This is a genomic window from Micromonospora desertarenae (assembly GCF_056150265.1).
This window is the reverse complement of sequence record NZ_JAXCFQ010000004.1, coordinates 1-17,073: the sequence shown is the minus strand read 5'-3', so window position 1 is coordinate 17,073 and position 17,073 is coordinate 1. Positions and strand designations below refer to the sequence as shown.

Genomic DNA, 17,073 nt, shown 5'->3' with positions numbered 1-17,073 from the left:
GGCCCGCACGAGAGCCGGCCGGGGCGGGGCGGGGCGGGGCGGATGTGACGGAGCCCGCCCCGGGGTACCGGCCGGAACGGCGGGTACCGTCCGGCAGACTGGCGACATGAGCGCACGAGTACGGGCACCGGAGCTGCGCGGCCGGGGCTGGCTGAACACCGGCGGTCGGGAGCTGAAGCTCGCCGACCTGCGCGGCAAGATCGTCGTCGCCGACTTCTGGACTTTCTGCTGCATCAACTGCCTGCACGTACTCGACGAGCTGCGGCCGCTGGAGGAGAAGTACGGCGACGTGCTCGTGGTGATCGGCGTGCACTCGCCGAAGTTCGAGCACGAGAAGGACGCGGCTGCCCTGGCCGCGGCCGTCGAGCGGTACGGGGTGCACCACCCGGTGCTCGACGACCCCGAGATGCACACGTGGCAGCAGTACGCGGCCCGGGCCTGGCCGACCCTGTCGGTGATCGACCCGGAGGGCTACGTGGTGGCCACCATGGCCGGCGAGGGGCACGCCGAGGGGCTGGCCCGGCTGATCGACGAGCTGATCGCCACCCACGAGGCCAAGGGCACCCTGCACCGGGGTGACGGCCCGTACGTGCCGCCGGCCGAGCCGGAGACCACGCTGCGGTTCCCGGGCAAGGCCGTGCTGCTGGAGAACGGCAACCTGCTGGTGTCGGACTCGGCCCGGCACTCGCTGGCCGAGCTGGCGCCGGACGGCGAGACGCTGGTCCGCCGGATCGGCTCGGGCAGCCGGGGCCGCGCCGACGGTCCGGCCGAGGCGGCCGGGTTCTCCGAGCCGCAGGGGCTCTGCCTGCTCCCCGCGCACGTCGCCGAGGTGGCCGGCTACGACCTGGTCGTCGCGGACACCGTCAACCACCTGCTGCGGGGCGTACGCCTGGCCACCGGCGAGGTGGTCACCGTGGCCGGCACCGGGCGGCAGTGGCGCTCCACCGTCGACGACCACGCGCACGACGCGCTCGCCGTCGACCTCTCCTCCCCCTGGGACCTGGCCTGGTACGACGACAAGGTGGTCATCGCGATGGCCGGGATCCACCAGCTCTGGTGGTTCGACCCGGTGAAGCGGACCGCCGGCATGTACGCGGGCACCACTGTCGAGGCGCTGCGCGACGGCCCGCTGGCGGACGCCTGGATGGCCCAGCCCTCCGGCCTGTCGGTCTCCGCCGACGGCACCCGGCTCTGGGTCGCCGACAGCGAGACCAGCGCGATCCGGTACGTCGAGGACGGGGTCATGGGCACCGCGGTCGGGCAGGGTCTCTTCGACTTCGGCCACGTCGACGGGCCGGCCGCGTCGGCGCTGCTCCAGCACCCGCTCGGGGTCTGCGCGCTGCCGGACGGCTCGGTGCTGATCGCCGACACCTACAACGGCGCGGTGCGCCGCTACGACCCGGCGGGCGACCAGGTCTCCACCGTCGCCGACGGGCTGGCCGAGCCGAGCGACCTGGTGCTCACCCCGGCCGGCGAGGTGCTGGTGGTGGAGTCCGCCGCGCACCGGCTCACCCGGCTGGCCCCGGGTGCGCTCTCCGCGGCCGGGGCGAGCACCGTGGCCGGCCCCCGGCACCGCGCCGAGCGGAAGCCGACCGACGTCGGGGCCGGCGAGCTGACGCTGGACGTCATCTTCACCCCGGCGCCGGGGCAGAAGCTGGACGAGACGTACGGCCCGTCCACCCGGCTGGTGGTCTCCGCGTCCCCGCCGGAGCTGCTGGTCGAGGGGGCGGGCACCGGCACCGAGCTGTCCCGCCGGCTGGTGGTCAACGGCGACGTCGCCGGCGGCGTGCTCCAGGTGACCGCCCAGGCGGCGACCTGCGACGCGGACGTCGAGCACGCGGCCTGCCACCTGACCCGGCAGGACTGGGGCGTGCCGGTGCGGGTGGTCGACGGCGGCGCGGCCCGGCTGCCGCTGGTGCTGCGCGGGCTGGACGCCTGAGGCGGTCCGCGCCGGCTACCCGGCGAACGGCGTGGGCGAGACGCCGGCGTCGATCAGTGCGGCGCGGACCAGCTCGGCGGCGGCCACCGCGCCGGGGCTGTCGCCGTGCAGGCAGATCGACTCCACCTGGCACGGGATCACGCTGCCGTCGACAGCGACCACTGTCCGCTCGGTGGCCATCCGGACGGCCCGGGCGGCCACCTCCTCCGGGTCGGTGACCAGCGCGCCGAACGCGGTGCGCGGCACCAGTTGCCCGTTGGGCAGGTAGCCCCGGTCGGCGAAGCCCTCGGCCACCACCCGCAGGCCGGCGCCGACCGCGAGCTGGGCGAGCACCGAGCCGGGCGCGCAGAGCACCGGCAGCTCGTGGTCGTACTCGCCGACGGCGGCGACCACCGCCGCGGCCTGGGACTCGTCGCGGGCCGCGGCGTGGTAGAGCGCGCCGTGCGGCTTGAGGTAGCGCACCCGGCCGCGGAACACCCGGCAGAACGCGTCCAGCGCGCCGAGCTGGTAGATGATCTCGTCGCGCAGCTCCGTGAAGGCGTACGCGATGTGCCGGCGGCCGAATCCGGCGAGGTCGCGGTAGCCGACCTGGGCCCCGATCGCGACGCCCCGCTGGATGGCGCCGGCGCAGACCCGGCGCATGGTGGGCGGGTCGCCGCCGTGGAAGCCGCAGGCGACGTTGGCGGAGGTGACCAGGTTCAGCAGCGCGTCGTCGTCACCGAGCCGCCAGATGCCGAAACCCTCGCCGAGGTCAGCGTTGAGGTCCATGAAATCTCACCGTAGTGCCTGGCCGGGCCTGCGCGAGCGGGGCCACGTCGGCCACCACCCCGACGACCGGGTAGCCGCCGGTGGTCGGGTGGTCGGCGAGGAAGACCAGGGGTTGGCCGTCCGCCGGCACCTGCACCGCGCCGAGGACGAGCCCTTCGCTGGGCAGTTCCCCCGCCACCGCGCGGGGCAGCGGCGCGCCGGTCAGGCGCGCGCCGACCCGGTTGCTCAGCGGGCTCACCACGTACGCCGTACCGAGCAGCCGGTCCAGCGCGTCCGGGGTGAACCAGTCGTGCCGGGGGCCGAGCCGCAGTGCCAGCCACAGCTCGGCCGGGGCCGGCACGCCGACGGTCAGGTCGACCGGGGCGGGCGGGCCGGACGGGGTGCCCAGCGGCAGCCGGTCGCCGTCGCGCAGCGGTGCCGGGCCGAGCCCGGAGAGGGTGTCGGTGGACCGGCTGCCGAGCACCGGCTCGACGGCGACCCCGCCGGCGACCGCGAGCCAGTTGCGCAGCCCGTCGGGGGGCGGGGCGATCCGCAGCACCGCGCCCGCCGGCAGCGACAGCGGGCGGCCCACGTCGCCGGGGCGGCCGTCGACCCGGACGGCGGTGCCGGCGCCGGTCACCGCGACCGTGGTGGCCCGGGGAAACCGCAGCTCGCAGCCGGTCAGGGTGATCTCCAGGCCGGCCGCGGCCTCCGGGTTGCCGACCAGCCGGTTGGCCAGCCGCAGCGCCGCCGGGTCGAGCGCGCCGGAGCGGGGTACGCCGAGGTGCGCCCAGCCGGGCCGGCCCAGGTCCTGGACGGTGGTGAGCGCGCCGGCCCGGAGCACCTCGACGGTTGCCGGCCTCACCCGGCCACCAGGCGTACCTCGGTGCCGGGGGTGAGCCGGGCGGGCGGGTCGGCGTGCACGTCGAAGAGGGTCAGCTCGGTGCGCCCGACCAGCAGCCAGCCGCCCGGTGAGGCGCTCGGGTAGACGCCGGCGTACGGGCCGGCCAGGGCGACGGAGCCGGCCGGCACCCGGGGGCGCGGGCTGGGCAGCCGGGGCACGGCCAGCCCGGCCGGCAGCCCGGTCAGGTACGCGAACCCGGGCGCGAAGCCACAGAAGGCCACCCGGAACCGGGTCCGGCGCAGCCGCTGGACCACGGCCGGCACGTCGACGCCCCAGTGGCCGGCGACGGCGGGCAGGTCCTCCCCGTCGTACGTCACCGGGATCTCGACCGTGCCGGCGGGGGCCGTGGTGGCGGCCGGTCGCGGCGTCCAGCCGGCGATCCGGTGGGCGGTGGCGGTCGGGTCCGGCACGCCGTCGAGCAGGACGGTGGTGGCCGCCGGCACGATCTCGGCGGCGGTCAGCTCACCGCTTTCCCGGCGGCGCCACAGCTCGGCCCGCCACGCCTCGACCAGGTCGGCGACGCCCGGCCCGGCGGCGGCCTCCGGTACGGCGAAGTCGAGCAGCAGGGCGTGCGCCCCGACGGGTCGGATCCGCATCCGGCCATCCTCGCCGATCGGGCGCGGATCGGGGGAGGGTCCGCGGTCCCGCGGCGGGAGTGACCGGTCGCACTACCAACAAGTAACCTACGGTGCCGTAACCTATCTACGTGACCACCTCCGCTCCGCTTCGGCTCAAGCCGGTCGACATCGGTAAACCCCGGATGCGCGGCTGGCTGCACACGTACGCGTTCTTCGTCGCCCTCGTCTGCGGGATCGTGCTCTGCTCGATCGCCGCCACCCGGCCCGGCTGGGCGCCGCTGGTGAGCTGCCTCGTCTACAGCCTGACGGTCTGCGGGCTCTTCGGCACCAGCGCCCTCTACCACCGTCGAGTGTGGTCGGAGCGCGGCTACCAGATCATGCGCCGGATGGACCACTCGATGATCTTCGTGTTCATCGCCGGCACCTACACGCCGTTCTGCGTCCTGCTGCTGGACTTCCGACCAGCGGTGATCATGCTGTCGCTGGTCTGGGGCGGCGCCCTGGCCGGGGTGGCGCTCAAGCTGGTCTGGCCGCACGCGCCCCGCTGGGTCTCCGCGCCGCTCTACCTGGCGCTGGGCTGGGTGGCGGTCGCCATGCTGCCGGACATCCTGCACTCCGGCGGGGTGGCCGCGCTGGTGCTGCTGATCGTCGGCGGGGCCGTCTACAGCGTCGGCGCCGTCTTCTACGCGCTGCGCCGGCCCAATCCGTGGCCCAACGTCTTCGGCCACCACGAGTTCTTCCACGCCTGCACGCTGGTCGCCGCGCTCTGCCACCACATCGCCATCTACTTCGCGCTCTTCGCCTGACCGACGCGCGCCGGGGGCCCCGCGGCGTCGCGGAGCCCCCGGAAGCAGCGGTCGACGTCAGACGGTACGGCCCGGCCGGCGCACCTCGCGGTACTCCTGCACGACCCGGTCGTCCTGCACCGGCACGACCCGCTCGGCGACCACGCGGTCGTCGCGGGCGGGGCTGGCCACCACCGTGCGCCGCCGGGAGTTCCAGAAGTAGAGGGTGACGAGCAGGCCGGCGACCCCGGCGAGCATCAGCACCCAGCCGACGACGCTCAGGTCGAGCCAGCCCAGATCCGCCTGCACGGCGAACGCGAAGATCGCACCCAGTGCGATCAGGAAGATACTGCCACCAATGCCCATCTCGGCGCCTCCTCGGCTGTAGCTGGCGTTTCCCTCCGCCGCGGCCATCGGTGAGGTTGCGGCATCCATCGACTTACCCCGGCGCTGTGATCGCCAATCGGGCAAGCTGAGGACATGACGGACGCGTACGCCGAGGAACGGACGCTGGTGTTGCTCCGGCACTCCAAGGCCGAGCCTCCCGACGACGGGCCGGACGTTGATCGGGGCCTGTCCGCACGCGGGGAGGCCGACGCCGCCGCGGCCGGCGCCTGGCTGGCCCGGCACGACCTGCTGCCCGACGTGGTGATCTGTTCGGCCGCCCGGCGCACCCGGCAGACCTGGCACCGGGTGGCGATGGGAATGACCGGTACGCCGCCGGAGGGCGGCCCGGCCGGTCCCGCCCCGGCGGTGCACTACGAGGCCGACGCCTACGAGGCGCAGCCGGAAGACCTGCTGGCCCTGGTCCGGCGGATCGACCCGGCCGCCCGGACGGTGCTGCTGGTCGCCCACAACCCGGGTATCTCGCTCTTCTCCGCGCTGCTCGACCCGGAGCGGGCGGACCCGGACGGCCTGCGCACCAGCGACGTGGTGGTACACCGCACCGGGGTGACGTGGGCGGAGCTGGGCCGGGGGCGGGCCGAGATCACCGACCGCCACATCGCCCGCGGCTGAGCCGGCCGGCCGGTGGACGTGGCCGAGCCACCCGCCCGGTGCTCGGCGGGTGGCTCACAGCCGCTGGTGTCGCGGCGGTCAAGGGAGCCGTCGGGCGGTGGCCGCCCGGCTCACGAGGGCGGCGCGGTCGGCGGCGGCGGATCCGGTGGGGGCGGCATCATCGCGGTCGGATGCGACAGCCGGTTCTCCTCCACGATCAGCGTCCGCGCCCGCTTCCGGCGGTCCTGCCAGAACCAGAGCGTGGTGAGCAGCACGGCCAGCCCGGCCAGGATGAACACCCAGCCGACCGCGCGCAGGTCGACCCACCAGACGTTGGCCCGGATGGCGAAGGTCAGGATCGCGCCGATGGCGATGAGAAAGATCCCGCTACCAATGCCCATGTGCGCTGCACTCCCCCGTGCGGTGGCTCTGGGCGTGCTCTGACGTGGTCGCGCGACGGTTACCCGCCACGCCGAGGGGCTACCCGGCCGGCCCGGCCGAATCCGCCGACTTCCCGGCGGCGGGCGGTCGCACGCGGTATGGCCGAGCCCGGGGCGATCCGGACGGCAGGGACCGCACGGCGGTATCCGGGCGCACCCGGTGCGCCGCCGACCGCGATCGGGCACCGGTCCCGCGGACACGCCGACGGCCGGCGGGCTGCTGCCCGCCGGCCGTCGGTACCAGGTCGGTGCCGGGTCACCCCGGCTCGGCCGCCGCGCCGGGGCGCGGTACGGCCTACCTCAGAAGGCCTCCTCCGGGAGGTCCATGATCTCCAGGTCGGTGCCCTCGATGATCCGCCGGTCGGCGCCGATGCGGGGCAGCACCTCGCGGGCGAAGAACCGGGCGGCGGCCACCTTGCCGGTGTAGAACGCCTTGTCGGCGGCGGACACCTCGCCGTTCAGGGCGCTCAGCGCCACGTCGGCCTGCCGCTGGAGCAGCCAGCCGACCACCAGGTCGCCGATCGCCAGCAGGAACCGGCGGCTGCTCAGGCCGACCTTGTAGAGGGCCCGGGGGTCACCGCCCTGCGCCTCGCCCAGCCAGCCGGTCATCACGCCGAGGATGTTCTGCACCTCGGCGAGCGCCTTACCCAGCGCCTGCCGCTCCTCCTTGAGCTGGCCGTTGCCGCCCTCGGTGGTGATGAACTCCTGGATCTCGGCGGCCACCGCCATCAGCGCCTTGCCGTTGTCCCGGACGATCTTCCGGAAGATCAGGTCGAGGCTCTGGATCGCCGTGGTGCCCTCGTACAGGGTGTCGATCTTGGCGTCCCGGACGTACTGCTCCAGCGGGTAGTCCTGGAGGAAGCCGGAGCCGCCGAACGTCTGCAGCGCCTCGTGGCCGAGCAGCTCGTACGCCCGCTCCGAGCCGACGCCCTTGACCAGCGGCAGCAGCAGGTCGTTGACCCGCTTGGCGAGCTTGGTGGCCTTCTCGTCGCCGGCCGCCTCGGCGATGGCGACCTTGTCCTGCCAGGACGCGGTGTAGAGCACCAGCGCGCGCAGACCCTCGGCGTACGACTTCTGCAGCAGCAGCGAGCGGCGCACGTCCGGGTGGTGGGTGATGGTCACCCGGGGCGCGGTCTTGTCGGCCTGCTGGATCAGGTCGGCGCCCTGCACGCGGTTCTTGGCGTACTCCAGCGCGTTCAGGTAGCCGGTGGAGAGGGTGGCGATCGCCTTGGTGCCGACCATCATCCGGGCGTACTCGATGATCATGAACATCTGCCGGATGCCGTCGTGCTTGTCGCCCAGCAGCCAGCCCTTGGCCGGCACGCCGTGCTCGCCGAAGGTCATCTCGCAGGTGTTCGAGACCTTGATGCCCATCTTGTGCTCGACGTTGGTGGCGAAGACGCCGTTGCGCTCGCCCAGCTCGCCGGTCTCCTCGTCGAAGTGGTACTTCGGCACGACGAACAGGGACAGGCCCTTGGTGCCCGGGCCGCCCACGCCCTCCACGCCGACCGGCCGGGCCAGCACGTAGTGGACGATGTTGTCGCTCAGGTCGTGCTCGCCCGAGGTGATGAAGCGCTTGACGCCCTCGATGTGCCAGGAGCCGTCCGGCTGCGGGATGGCGCGGGTGCGGCCGGCGCCCACGTCCGAGCCGGCGTCCGGCTCGGTGAGCACCATGGTGGAGCCCCACTGCTTGTCGATGAAGAGCTTGGCCCACTTCTTCTGCCGCTCGGTGCCCTCGACGTGCAGCACGTGCGCGAAGGACGGGCCGGAGGCGTACATCCAGACCGGGGCGTTCGAGCCGAGGACCAGCTCGGCGAGCGCCCACCACAGAGCCCGCGGGGCGTTGGTGCCGTCCAGCTCCGGCGGGAGGTCGAGCCGCCAGAACTCCGACTCCATGAACGCGCGGTACGACTTCTTGAACGACTCCGGCAGCGGCGCGGTGTGCGTGGCCGGGTCGAAGACCGGCGGGTTGCGGTCGCTGTCCGAGTAGCTGGCGGCCAGGTCCTCGCGAGCGAGGCGGTCGACCTCGGCGAGGATGCTGCGCGCGGTGTCGATGTCGAGATCCGAGTACGGCTCCTGGCCGAACGCCCGGTCCGCCCCGAAGACCTCGAAGAGGTTGAACTCGAGGTCCCGAAGGTTGCTCTTGTAGTGGGTCATGCTCGCTGGCCCCGCTTCCGGACAGGTGTTACCGATCAGTAACCCAGACTGTATTACCGACCGGTAGGCACCGACAACCCGGTTCCGGAAGTGACAGCCATTACACACTTCCGGTTCGGCTGTCCGCCAGGCGCGGGCCCGGCCCGTCGGCGGCCGGTGCGCTCAGCTCTCGGCGGCGCCGACCTCCCAGCTCGGCACGGGCGCGTCCGAGCCGCCGCGGGATCCGGTGTACTCCATCAGCACCAGGGCGATGTCGTCGTCCAGCCGGCCGTGCACCCACTCCACCAGCGCGGTCTCCAGCGAGGCCAGCCCGTCGGCCACGGTGCCGTGGCCGAGCAGCCGCCAGGCCCGGTCGGCGGTGGGGAAGAACTCCCCGTCCCGCCGGGCCTCGCCGAGCCCGTCGGTGAAGAGCAGCAGCCGGTCGCCCGGCTCCAGCCGCTCCACCCGGGGCCGGACCACCGGCATGAAACCCAGCGGCGGGGCGGGCGCCGGCGGCTCCAGCGGGATCACCGCGCCCCGGCGCAGCAGCAGCGGCGGCGGGTGGCCGCAGTTGACGATGGTGAGCGTCCCGCCCCGCTCCTCGACCAGCGCCGCGGTGACGAAGTCCTCGTCGCCGACGCTGCGGGCCACCGCCCGGTCCAGGTCGGCCACCACGGCGCGCAGGTCGGCCCGCTCGTACGCGACGTGCCGGTAGGAGCCCAGCACGATGCTGGCCAGCCGGACCGCCTCCAGTCCCTTGCCGCGTACGTCGCCGATGATCATGCGCACGCCGTACGGGGTGTCGATCGCCTCGTACAGGTCGCCGCCGATCTCCGCGGTGGCGGTGGACGAGATGTACCGGCCGGCGACCGAGAGCGTGCCGACCTGCGGGCCGAGCGGGCGCAGCACCGCCTGCTGGGCCACCGCCGCCAGCTTGGACAGCTCGGCGATCTGCTCGGCCTGCCGCTGCCGCACCGCGGCGACGGCGGCCGCGATGCCGGTGCCGAGCGCGATGCCGGCCACGTTCACCCCGTTGACCAGGGAGATCGACCAGTCACAGAGGGCGAACGCGGCGCCGACCGCGGTGGCCACTACGCCGACGCCGAGCACCACCCGCCAGGACGCCAGCGCCGCGGCCAGGAAGGGCGCGGCCACCATGAGTGCGATGTAGTGGGCCGGCCGCCCGTCGGCCAGCTCGACCGAGGACACGATCGCGAGCAGGGCGAGGGCCGCGCCGAGACCGGCGCGGGATCCGGGGCTCAGCGGGCCGCGGCCCGACTGGAAGGGATGCGTGCGTACGAGGGACAGCATGCCTGATGGACGTGAACGGTTGAATGAACCTGGCCCGTCGACCGAGGAGGTTCTGGCCGCGCGGACCCCGTCGGCGGGCCGATCGCCGTCCGGCACGGGCTCAGCCGAGCACCTCGTAGCGCACGTCCACGTGCCCGAGGTCCAGCGACGCGATCTCGGCGAACGCGGCCCGGGACAGGTCGATGCAGCGGCCCTCGATGAACGGGCCCCGGTCGTTGATCCGTACGGTCACCGACTTGCCGTTGTCCGGGTTGGTCACCCGGACCCGGGTGTTGAACGGCAGCGTCTTGTGTGCGGCGGTCAGCGCGTCCGGGTTGAAGTTCTCGCCGTTGGCGGTCAACTGGCCGTCGGAGTAGAAGGAGGCGCCGCACGAGCCGCTCTCCACCACCTTGGTGGTGGCGGTCTTCTTCGCCGTCGCGGTGGGCTTCGGGCTGGCGGTGCGGGGCTTGCTCCGCGACGGCGCCTGAGGCGACCGGGTGGCCGTCGGGCTCGCGGTCACGCTCGGCGACGGGCTCGCGCTCGGCGAGATGGGTGCGGCGCTGGTCGGCGTGGCGACGGGCGAGAGGTCGACGGCGACCGGCCGCGCCGGCTCCGAGCCGGCGGTGAGCTGCACGGCGCCGACGGTGCCGCCGACGGCGAGCGCGACGCCGACCGCCGCGGTGGCCGCGATGCCGGCCGGCGAGAACCTGCGGGAACGGGAGTGCCTACCAGCCACCGGAACCGGTCCTTTCACGATCTGAACAAACCGGCTCGGACCGTAACGAGAGAAGCACTTCCGAAGTCAACGTGATCATTGTGGTATGCCCGGAATTGCGGTGATACGTGTAGCCGATCATCCGACCCGAGGTGGGCCGCCCGGCCCGGTGAGCGCCGGTGACCGCCCGCCCCGCCCGGCCGCGCGCCGATCCCGCAGGATGGGTGACATGCCCGCCGAGCTGAGCGAACGTCTGGCCGAGCTGTTCCGCTGGATCGATCCCGGTCCCGGCGCCAGCCACCTGGTCAGCGACGTCTCCGGCTGGTGGCGGGATCCGGACGTGCTCGCCCGGCTGGGCCCGGCCCTGGTGGAGCCGTTCCGGGCGGCCCGGCCCACCGTGGTGGTCTCTCCGGCGGTCACCGGGTTCCTGCTCGGACCGCTCGCCGCGACCGCCCTCGGGGTGGGTTTCGTGCCGGCGCACAAGCCGGGCGACGGCCGCCTGCCAGCCGGGCCGCTGACCTGGGCGCAGAGCCCGCCCGACTTCCGCGGCCGGCGGGTGGACCTGGCCGTGCGGGACCACGCCCTCGACCGCACCGACCGGGTGCTGGTGGTGGACGACTGGGTGGCCACCGCGGCGCAGGTGCGCGCGCTCTACGAGATCTGCGCCGCCCGGGGCGCCGAGCCGCTCGGCACCGCCACCGTGGTCCTCGACTGCGCTCCGGAGGTCGCCGCCGAGCTACGGATCCGGGGCCTGGTGACCGCCGACGCGCTGCGTCCCTGACCGACCGGGTGCCCGCCGGCGTCGGCGCTGGAGGGGCGGCCGGCCGGGCTCAGCGGACGAACTCCTCGACCGCCGTGCAGACCCGGCCCAGCGCCTCGGCCGAGCGGGCCAGCGGGCCCGGCACCATCAGCGCGTGGTCGGCCTGGTCGATCTCCACTAGGTGCGGGGTGAGCCGGCGGGCGACCGCGCCGTCCCAGGACGGATCGGCGGTGCCGCCGACCAGCAGGAACGGTGCGGTGGCGCGATCCAGCGCGTCGACCACCGCGGGCAGGTGCAGCAGCGGGGTGAGCCAGACGGCGGGCAGCCCCCGGTCGGCGGCGAGCGGCGCGGCGAACGTACCGAGCGACTTGCCGACCAGCAGCTCCATCCGCCCGGTGAGGGTCGGGGCGACCTGCCCGGTCACCCAGTCGACGGCCGCGTCCGCCCCGTCCCGGTCCGGCGCGAGCCCTTCGGGCACCTGCCAGGAGATCGCGTGCAGGGCGAAGCCGGCACGGCGCAACGCCTCGCCGAGGTAGAGGAAGAGCGGGAACCGGGTGTCGTAGCCTCGGCCGGGGATGAGCACCGCACGCCGGTCCGCCATGGCCGCCTCCTGATCGTCGACCCGCCCACCGTATCGCCGTACGGTCCGCCCGTGGGCGCCAAATGTCGCGGCCCCCGACCGTGCCGGGCGTAGCCTCGGCAGGATGTGGCCTCGGATCGGTGGACTGCGCACGCTCGCCCTCGGCACCCCCGGCGAGCTGCGGACGCGGTTGAACACGCTGGTGCTGGCCGGGGTGAAGACCGCCACCGCCGGCCTGCTCACCGAGTACGCCGAGGAGGGCGAGGAGCTGGAGCGGGTCGGTGAACGGCTGGTCCTGGTCGACGACCGGGACGCGCTGGCCGGCGTCGTCGAGGTGACCGGCGTCGAGGTGGTCCCGTTCGCCGAGGTGTCCTGGGGCTTCGCGCGCTCCGAGGGGGAGGGCGACCGGTCGATCGAGGAGTGGCGGGCCGGGCACGCCGCCTACTGGGCGCGGGTCGGCACCCCGGTCACCGACGACACCGACGTCGTCTGCATCCGCTTCCGGCTGGTCTCCGGCGGCGCGGGCGGCGTGGCCACCGGAGACCTCGGTCCGTAGCCGGCGGGACGGACGGCGAACGGCGGGGCGGGAGCGGTCAGCCGCGGCGCAGTTCGGGCAGCAGCCGGGTGGCCACGTCGACCAGCACCTCCTCGTCGCCGGCGTACCAGCTGCTGGCCCGGGGCCAGTGGGTCACCACGTCGGTGAAGCCGAGCGCGGCGGCACGCTCGACCTGGTCGGCGAAGAACTGGGCGCTGCGCAGCGAGAAGACCGGCGCCGAGTCGAGCGAGAGGTAGCGGTCCAGGGTGGCCGGGTCGCGCCCGGCGGCGGCCAGCGTCGCGTCCAGCCGGGCGCACAGCTCGCCGACCCCGACCCACCAGCTCTCCAGGTCGTCGCCGCCGGGACCGGTGGTGACCCAGCCCTGGCCGAACCGGGCCACCAGCTTCATCGAGCGGGGCCCGTTCGCCGCCACCACGAACGGCACCCGGGGCTGCTGCACGCAGCCGGGGTTGTTCCGGGCGTCCATTGCGGCGAACCAGTCACCCCGCCAGGTCGTCCCGTCCTCGCGCAGCACCAGGTCGAGCAGCTCGGTGAACTCGCCGAAGCGGTCCACCCGCTGCCGCGGCGGCAGCGTCTCACCGCCGAGCACGGTGGCGTCGAAGCCGATGCCGCCGGCGCCGAGGCCGAGCAGCAGCCGGCCGCCGGAAACGTCGTCGAGCGCTGTCACCTGCCGGGCGAACGCGGCCGGGTGCCGGAAGTTCGGCGAGGCGACCAGCGTGCCGAGGCGGATCCGGGAGGTCACCGTCGCGGCGGCGGTCAGCGTGGTGACCGAGTCGAACCAGGGCCCGTCGACCAGGTCCCGCCAGCCCAGGTGGTCGTAGGTCCAGGCGTGGTCGAAGCCCCACTCGTCGGCCTGCCGCCAGCGGCGCTGCGACTCGGACCAGCGCTGGTCGGGGAGGATCACGATGCCAATCCGCATGATCGGCAGCCTAATGGCCGGCACCGACGGCCCGGCCCGGTCGGGTTAGGGACCTTGCCATGTATCGATGATCTGAATATGTTGACCCGCGTGACCCCGATGCGCGAGCCGACGTTCCTCATCCTCACCGCGCTCGCCGCCGGCCCACGGCACGGCTACGGCCTCATCCGGGAGGTCGCCGCCCTCTCCGAGCAGCGCGTCACGCTGCTGCCCGGCACCCTCTACGCCGCCCTCGACCGGCTCAGCGCGCAGGGGCTGGTCGCCCCGGACCGCGAGGAGACCGTCGACGGGCGGCTGCGCCGCTACTACCGGCTCACCCCGGACGGCGTCTCCGCCCTCGACGCCGAGACCGCCCGGTTGCGGCAGCTCACCACCGCCGCCGAGGCCCGGCTGCGCCCGCTCCGCCCCCGTACCGCCTGACCCGCGCCACCTTCCCGAAGGGACGGCCATGCCGCCGACCGGCGACCCGCTCGCCCGCCGCTACCGGCGGCTGCTCCGGTGCCACCCGCGCGCCTACCGCCGCGCCCGCGGGGAGGAGATGGTCGGCGTGCTGCTGGACGGCGCACCGCCCGGCCGCACCCGGCCGACCCTGCGGGAGGCGGTCGACCTGCTCCGGCACGGTCTGCGCTGCCGGCTCGGCCGCCCGGCCAGCCGTACGGTGGGCGTCTGGGCGACCCTCGCGGCCGTCATCTGCGGGCTGTTCACCGGGGCCGCCGCCACCCGGGTCGCCTGGGAGACCTCCCGCCCGCAGCCCGACCGGGCCGAGGCCGCCGCGCTCTTCGCCGACGTGTTCCCCGGCCACCGGCTCGGCGACGTCGAGCCCGCGACGGCGCTGTTCACCTTCTACAGCCAGCCGCTGCGGCTGCGTAACCTCGACCAGGTGCTCCTCGGTGACGGCGGCGAGTACCAGCAGGGCGAGACGCTGCTCAGCGCGGCCGGCGCACCGCCCACGCCGGCCGGGCGGATGCTCACCGACACCGAGCGGCGGCTCCGGGAGGCCGGCTGGCAGGTGTACGAGCCGATGGTCAGCGGGGACTCCGGCTGCACCGACAAGTGGTGCGCCTCCGTCGTCCGGTTCACCGAGACCACCGTCCTGGCCCGCCGCGGCGACACCGCGCTGCGGGTGACGATCACCTCGCCACCGCAGGGCGTGAGCAGCTATCTGCTGGTCAGCGTGAACCGGGCCGCACCGCCCGCCGTGCTGCCCGCCGGCCTGCTCGGTGGCCTGCTCGGCGCCGGTCTCGGCTGGCTGGCCTTCGGGTGGGCGAGCCGGCGCACCGACGCCGGGCACCCGGCCGGCGGTGTGGTCACCGCTCTCTTCGGAGTGAGCATGCTCCTGTGGTGGTCACCCGCCCTGCTGACCGTCCCGCACCTGCTCGGCCACCACCTCGACGAGCCGCACCCGAGCTGGCACCCGCTGTGGGAATGGCTCGGGCAACCCGCGCTCGCGCTGTTCTTCGTGGGCGGCGCGCTCTGCGCGCTGCTCGGGTTGGCACTGGCCGCCCTGCCCCGCCACGCCGCCGACCCGCTGCCCACCGCCGCGGCGGGCTGACCGCCGGAAACCGGTGGGCGGCGGCACCTCCGCCTCGTACGCTGCGCCGCGTGGACCAGTCGATGCCGCACACCGTGGACAGCCTCGCGTCGGACCTGCGCGCCCTCGGCCTCGCCGCCGGTGACGTGGTGCTGGTGCACTCGTCGTACCGGAGTCTCGGGTTCGTCGCCGGTGGCACCCAGGCGGTCGTGCAGGCGCTGCTGGCCGCCGTCGGCCGCGAGGGAACCCTGGTCGTGCCGACCCACACGCCGGACAACACCGACCCGGCCGGCTGGCGGCACCCGCCCGTACCGGAGGCGTGGTGGCCGGTGATCCGGGAGCGGACGCCCGGCTTCGACCCGGCGCGCACGCCCAGCCGGTACATGGGAGTCCTGGCCGAGACGGTCCGCACCTGGCCGGGGGCGTTGCGCAGCGACCACCCGCAGGTCTCCTTCGCCGCTCTCGGCCGGCACGCGGCGGAGGTGGTGGCCGGGCACCCGCTGGACGACGCGCTGGGCGAGCGCTCGCCGCTCGGCGCGGTGTACCGGCTGGCCGGCAAGGTGCTGCTGCTCGGCTGCGGGTACGACTCGAACACCTCCCTGCACCTCGCCGAGTACCGGCAGGCCGCGCCGCCGCGCGCGGCGACCGGGTCGTCCCTGCGGCAGCCGGACGGAACCAGCCGGTGGGCCACCTGGGTCGACGTGGTGACCGACGAGAGCGACTTCGACCGCCTGGGCGCCGACTTCGACGCCACCGGGCAGGTGACGACCGGCCGGGTCGGCGGGGCGACCGCCCGGCTGATGCCGCAGCCCGCCCTGGCCGACCACGCCACCGCCTGGATGGCCGCGCACCGGCACTGACGGCGGGCACCTGATCCGGCCGGCGGCGGTTCAGCTCGACAGGTCGGCGGCGCGGTCCAGCAGGGCGCGCCGCTCGGACTCCGCCCGGCACATCGCCGCGGCCCGCCGGAACAGCGCCGCCGCCCGCTCGCGGTCCCCCCGGCGGGCGGTCAGCTCGGCCTCCGCCGCCGCGGCCGGCGGGTAGCCGTCCAGCGCCCCGCCGGCCCGGGCCTCGGCCAGCAGCGCGAGCCCGGCCGCCGGCCCGTGCGCGAAGCCGTGCGCCACCGCGCGGTTCAGCCCGATCACCGGTGACGGCTGGATCCGGGCGAGTTCGTCGTACGCCCGGGCGATGGCCGGCCAGTCGGTGGCCGCGGCGGAGGCGGCGGTGGCGTGGCAGGCGGCGATCCGGGCCTGGAGGGCGTACGGGCCGGCCGGGCGCACCCGGGCCAGGAGGTCGACGGCCTCGGCGATCGCCGCGTGATCCCAGCGGGAGCGGTCCTGCCGGTCGAGGGTGAGCAGGTTGCCGTCGGCGTCCCGCCGGGCGTCGCGGCGGGAGTGCTGCAACAGGAAGAGCGCGAGCAGCGCGGCGACCTCGGGCTGGTCGGGCATGAGCCGGACGAGCAGGCGGGCCAGCCGGATCGCCTCGTCGGCGAAGGCGGGCTCGCCGTCGGCGTCGTAGCCGCGGGTGAAGAGCAGGTAGAGCACGGCGAGCACGCCCGGGAGCCGCTCGGCGAGCATCGGGCCGGTCGGCACCCGGTACGGGATGCCGGCGGTGGCGATCCGAGTCTTCGCCCGGGTCAGCCGCCGGGTCATCGTCGCCTCGCTGACCAGCAGGGCGCGCGCGATGTCGGCGGTCGGTACGCCGCAGACGACGCGTAGCGTCAGCGCCACCCGGGCGTCCAGCGACAGCGCCGGATGGCAGCAGGTGAAGACGAGCCGCAGCCGGTCGTCCACGATCTCCTCCCCGGTCGCCGGCTCCGGGTCGGTGAGCCGGAGCAGCGTCAACTCGGCCAGCTTGCGGCGTTCGACGGAGGCCCGGCGCAGCACGTCCAGCGCGCGGTTGCGGGCCACCGTCATCAGCCAGCCACCCGGGTTCGCCGGCACGCCGTCGCCGGGCCACCGTTCGAGGGCGAGCGCGAGCGCCTCCTGGGCGCAGTCCTCGGCCAGCGTCCAGTCCCCGGTCACCCGGATCAGCGCGGCGACGATCCGGGCGTACGAGTCGGCGCAGGCGGCCGCGACGGCGTCCCCCGTCGCGGCCGCCGACGGGTCAGTCACCCGGCTGGTCGGCCAGGTCGGCGAACGGGCGCAGCTCGATCCGGCCCGCCCGGGCCATCGGGTGGGTGCGCGCCACCTCGATC

General features: G+C 74.8%; 19 protein-coding genes. 8 read left to right on the top strand and 11 right to left on the bottom strand.

Features of this window, described 5'->3' with window-relative positions:
• Positions 1-106: 106 nt before the first annotated feature.
• Positions 107-1,939 carry an NHL domain-containing thioredoxin family protein gene (locus SM577_RS08815; protein ID WP_302922365.1) on the top strand — a complete coding sequence of 611 codons (1,833 nt, stop codon included), beginning with the start codon at positions 107-109 and terminating at the stop codon, positions 1,937-1,939.
• Between the two features lie 15 nt (positions 1,940-1,954).
• On the opposite strand, the gene SM577_RS08810 is transcribed toward SM577_RS08815, so the two are convergent.
• The 3 genes from SM577_RS08810 to SM577_RS08800 are packed head-to-tail and all read right to left on the bottom strand — an operon-like array spanning position 1,955 to position 4,186.
• Positions 1,955-2,707 (bottom strand): LamB/YcsF family protein, encoded by a 753-nt coding sequence (locus SM577_RS08810; RefSeq protein WP_474586653.1) that lies wholly within the window; start codon positions 2,705-2,707, stop codon positions 1,955-1,957.
• Positions 2,691-3,551 (bottom strand): 5-oxoprolinase subunit C family protein, encoded by an 861-nt coding sequence (locus tag SM577_RS08805; protein ID WP_474586652.1) that lies wholly within the window; start codon positions 3,549-3,551, stop codon positions 2,691-2,693. Before SM577_RS08805 ends, SM577_RS08810 begins: the two co-directional genes overlap by 17 nt.
• Positions 3,548-4,186, bottom strand: coding sequence for a 5-oxoprolinase subunit B family protein (locus tag SM577_RS08800; protein WP_474580124.1), 639 nt, complete (start codon positions 4,184-4,186; stop codon positions 3,548-3,550). Before SM577_RS08800 ends, SM577_RS08805 begins: the two co-directional genes overlap by 4 nt.
• Before the next feature lie 110 nt (positions 4,187-4,296).
• On the opposite strand from SM577_RS08800, the gene trhA reads away from it, so the two are divergent.
• Positions 4,297-4,974 carry a PAQR family membrane homeostasis protein TrhA gene (trhA, locus tag SM577_RS08795; RefSeq protein WP_474580125.1) on the top strand — a complete coding sequence of 226 codons (678 nt, stop codon included), beginning with the start codon at positions 4,297-4,299 and terminating at the stop codon, positions 4,972-4,974.
• Between the two features lie 57 nt (positions 4,975-5,031).
• Here the strand turns inward: trhA and SM577_RS08790 are convergent, their stop codons facing one another.
• Positions 5,032-5,319, bottom strand: coding sequence for a DUF6458 family protein (locus tag SM577_RS08790; RefSeq protein ID WP_302922369.1), 288 nt, complete (start codon positions 5,317-5,319; stop codon positions 5,032-5,034).
• A gap of 114 nt (positions 5,320-5,433) precedes the next feature.
• Between SM577_RS08790 and SM577_RS08785 the strand changes: the two genes are divergently transcribed.
• Positions 5,434-5,970 carry a SixA phosphatase family protein gene (locus SM577_RS08785; RefSeq protein WP_302922370.1) on the top strand — a complete coding sequence of 179 codons (537 nt, stop codon included), beginning with the start codon at positions 5,434-5,436 and terminating at the stop codon, positions 5,968-5,970.
• 110 nt (positions 5,971-6,080) lie between these two features.
• On the opposite strand, the gene SM577_RS08780 is transcribed toward SM577_RS08785, so the two are convergent.
• The 4 genes from SM577_RS08780 to SM577_RS08765 all read right to left on the bottom strand — a co-directional run bounded on the left by SM577_RS08780 (position 6,081) and on the right by SM577_RS08765 (position 10,551).
• The gene (locus SM577_RS08780) at positions 6,081-6,350 is read right to left on the bottom strand and encodes a DUF6458 family protein (protein WP_043961115.1); all 270 of its coding nucleotides are present in this window, start codon (positions 6,348-6,350) and stop codon (positions 6,081-6,083) included.
• A gap of 339 nt (positions 6,351-6,689) precedes the next feature.
• Complete coding sequence (locus SM577_RS08775) at positions 6,690-8,546, bottom strand: acyl-CoA dehydrogenase (protein WP_474580127.1); 1,857 nt, start codon at positions 8,544-8,546, stop codon at positions 6,690-6,692.
• 162 nt (positions 8,547-8,708) lie between these two features.
• Positions 8,709-9,836, bottom strand: a complete 1,128-nt coding sequence (locus tag SM577_RS08770; RefSeq protein ID WP_302922372.1) for a PP2C family protein-serine/threonine phosphatase — start codon at positions 9,834-9,836, stop codon at positions 8,709-8,711.
• Positions 9,837-9,936: 100 nt separating this feature from the next.
• Complete coding sequence (locus SM577_RS08765; protein WP_474586651.1) at positions 9,937-10,551, bottom strand: septal ring lytic transglycosylase RlpA family protein; 615 nt, start codon at positions 10,549-10,551, stop codon at positions 9,937-9,939.
• Between the two features lie 208 nt (positions 10,552-10,759).
• Between SM577_RS08765 and SM577_RS08760 the strand changes: the two genes are divergently transcribed.
• Positions 10,760-11,311 carry a phosphoribosyltransferase gene (locus SM577_RS08760; protein WP_474580129.1) on the top strand — a complete coding sequence of 184 codons (552 nt, stop codon included), beginning with the start codon at positions 10,760-10,762 and terminating at the stop codon, positions 11,309-11,311.
• Between the two features lie 49 nt (positions 11,312-11,360).
• On the opposite strand, the gene SM577_RS08755 is transcribed toward SM577_RS08760, so the two are convergent.
• On the bottom strand, positions 11,361-11,891 hold the full coding sequence (locus tag SM577_RS08755) for an alpha/beta fold hydrolase (RefSeq protein ID WP_474586650.1): 531 nt from the start codon (positions 11,889-11,891) through the stop codon (positions 11,361-11,363).
• Positions 11,892-11,994: 103 nt separating this feature from the next.
• Here SM577_RS08755 and SM577_RS08750 point away from each other — a divergent pair, with 103 nt between their 5' ends.
• Positions 11,995-12,426 carry an ASCH domain-containing protein gene (locus SM577_RS08750; RefSeq protein WP_474586649.1) on the top strand — a complete coding sequence of 144 codons (432 nt, stop codon included), beginning with the start codon at positions 11,995-11,997 and terminating at the stop codon, positions 12,424-12,426.
• A 37-nt stretch (positions 12,427-12,463) separates the two neighbouring features.
• Here SM577_RS08750 and SM577_RS08745 read toward each other — a convergent pair whose 3' ends face one another.
• Positions 12,464-13,345: an LLM class flavin-dependent oxidoreductase gene (locus tag SM577_RS08745; protein WP_302922377.1), complete on the bottom strand. Its 882-nt coding sequence runs from the start codon at positions 13,343-13,345 to the stop codon at positions 12,464-12,466.
• Between the two features lie 99 nt (positions 13,346-13,444).
• On the opposite strand from SM577_RS08745, the gene SM577_RS08740 reads away from it, so the two are divergent.
• The 3 genes from SM577_RS08740 to SM577_RS08730 are packed head-to-tail and all read left to right on the top strand — an operon-like array spanning position 13,445 to position 15,736.
• The gene (locus SM577_RS08740; protein ID WP_474586863.1) at positions 13,445-13,765 is read left to right on the top strand and encodes a PadR family transcriptional regulator; all 321 of its coding nucleotides are present in this window, start codon (positions 13,445-13,447) and stop codon (positions 13,763-13,765) included.
• 28 nt (positions 13,766-13,793) lie between these two features.
• Positions 13,794-14,897, top strand: a complete 1,104-nt coding sequence (locus SM577_RS08735; protein WP_474586648.1) for a hypothetical protein — start codon at positions 13,794-13,796, stop codon at positions 14,895-14,897.
• Positions 14,898-14,947: 50 nt separating this feature from the next.
• On the top strand, positions 14,948-15,736 hold the full coding sequence (locus tag SM577_RS08730; protein WP_474586647.1) for an AAC(3) family N-acetyltransferase: 789 nt from the start codon (positions 14,948-14,950) through the stop codon (positions 15,734-15,736).
• A 30-nt stretch (positions 15,737-15,766) separates the two neighbouring features.
• On the opposite strand, the gene SM577_RS08725 is transcribed toward SM577_RS08730, so the two are convergent.
• Entirely contained in the window at positions 15,767-16,990 is a 1,224-nt protein-coding gene (locus SM577_RS08725; protein WP_474586646.1) for an RNA polymerase sigma factor, read from the bottom strand.
• Positions 16,991-17,073: the final 83 nt, after the last annotated feature.

Excerpts from the sequence above, each read along its gene's own strand:
- SM577_RS08735 (WP_474586648.1), top strand. The coding sequence starts at position 13,794 with ATGCCGCCGACCGGCGACCCGCTCGCCCGCCGCTACCGGCGGCTGCTC.
- SM577_RS08790 (WP_302922369.1), bottom strand. The coding sequence starts at position 5,319 with ATGGGCATTGGTGGCAGTATCTTCCTGATCGCACTGGGTGCGATCTTC.
- SM577_RS08745 (WP_302922377.1), bottom strand. The coding sequence starts at position 13,345 with ATGCGGATTGGCATCGTGATCCTCCCCGACCAGCGCTGGTCCGAGTCG.
- SM577_RS08770 (WP_302922372.1), bottom strand. The coding sequence starts at position 9,836 with ATGCTGTCCCTCGTACGCACGCATCCCTTCCAGTCGGGCCGCGGCCCG.
- SM577_RS08815 (WP_302922365.1), top strand. The coding sequence starts at position 107 with ATGAGCGCACGAGTACGGGCACCGGAGCTGCGCGGCCGGGGCTGGCTG.
- SM577_RS08760 (WP_474580129.1), top strand. The coding sequence starts at position 10,760 with ATGCCCGCCGAGCTGAGCGAACGTCTGGCCGAGCTGTTCCGCTGGATC.
- SM577_RS08785 (WP_302922370.1), top strand. The coding sequence starts at position 5,434 with ATGACGGACGCGTACGCCGAGGAACGGACGCTGGTGTTGCTCCGGCAC.
- SM577_RS08740 (WP_474586863.1), top strand. The coding sequence starts at position 13,445 with ATGCGCGAGCCGACGTTCCTCATCCTCACCGCGCTCGCCGCCGGCCCA.
- SM577_RS08755 (WP_474586650.1), bottom strand. The coding sequence starts at position 11,891 with ATGGCGGACCGGCGTGCGGTGCTCATCCCCGGCCGAGGCTACGACACC.
- SM577_RS08775 (WP_474580127.1), bottom strand. The coding sequence starts at position 8,546 with ATGACCCACTACAAGAGCAACCTTCGGGACCTCGAGTTCAACCTCTTC.
- SM577_RS08810 (WP_474586653.1), bottom strand. The coding sequence starts at position 2,707 with ATGGACCTCAACGCTGACCTCGGCGAGGGTTTCGGCATCTGGCGGCTC.
- SM577_RS08780 (WP_043961115.1), bottom strand. The coding sequence starts at position 6,350 with ATGGGCATTGGTAGCGGGATCTTTCTCATCGCCATCGGCGCGATCCTG.
- SM577_RS08800 (WP_474580124.1), bottom strand. The coding sequence starts at position 4,186 with ATGCGGATCCGACCCGTCGGGGCGCACGCCCTGCTGCTCGACTTCGCC.
- SM577_RS08750 (WP_474586649.1), top strand. The coding sequence starts at position 11,995 with ATGTGGCCTCGGATCGGTGGACTGCGCACGCTCGCCCTCGGCACCCCC.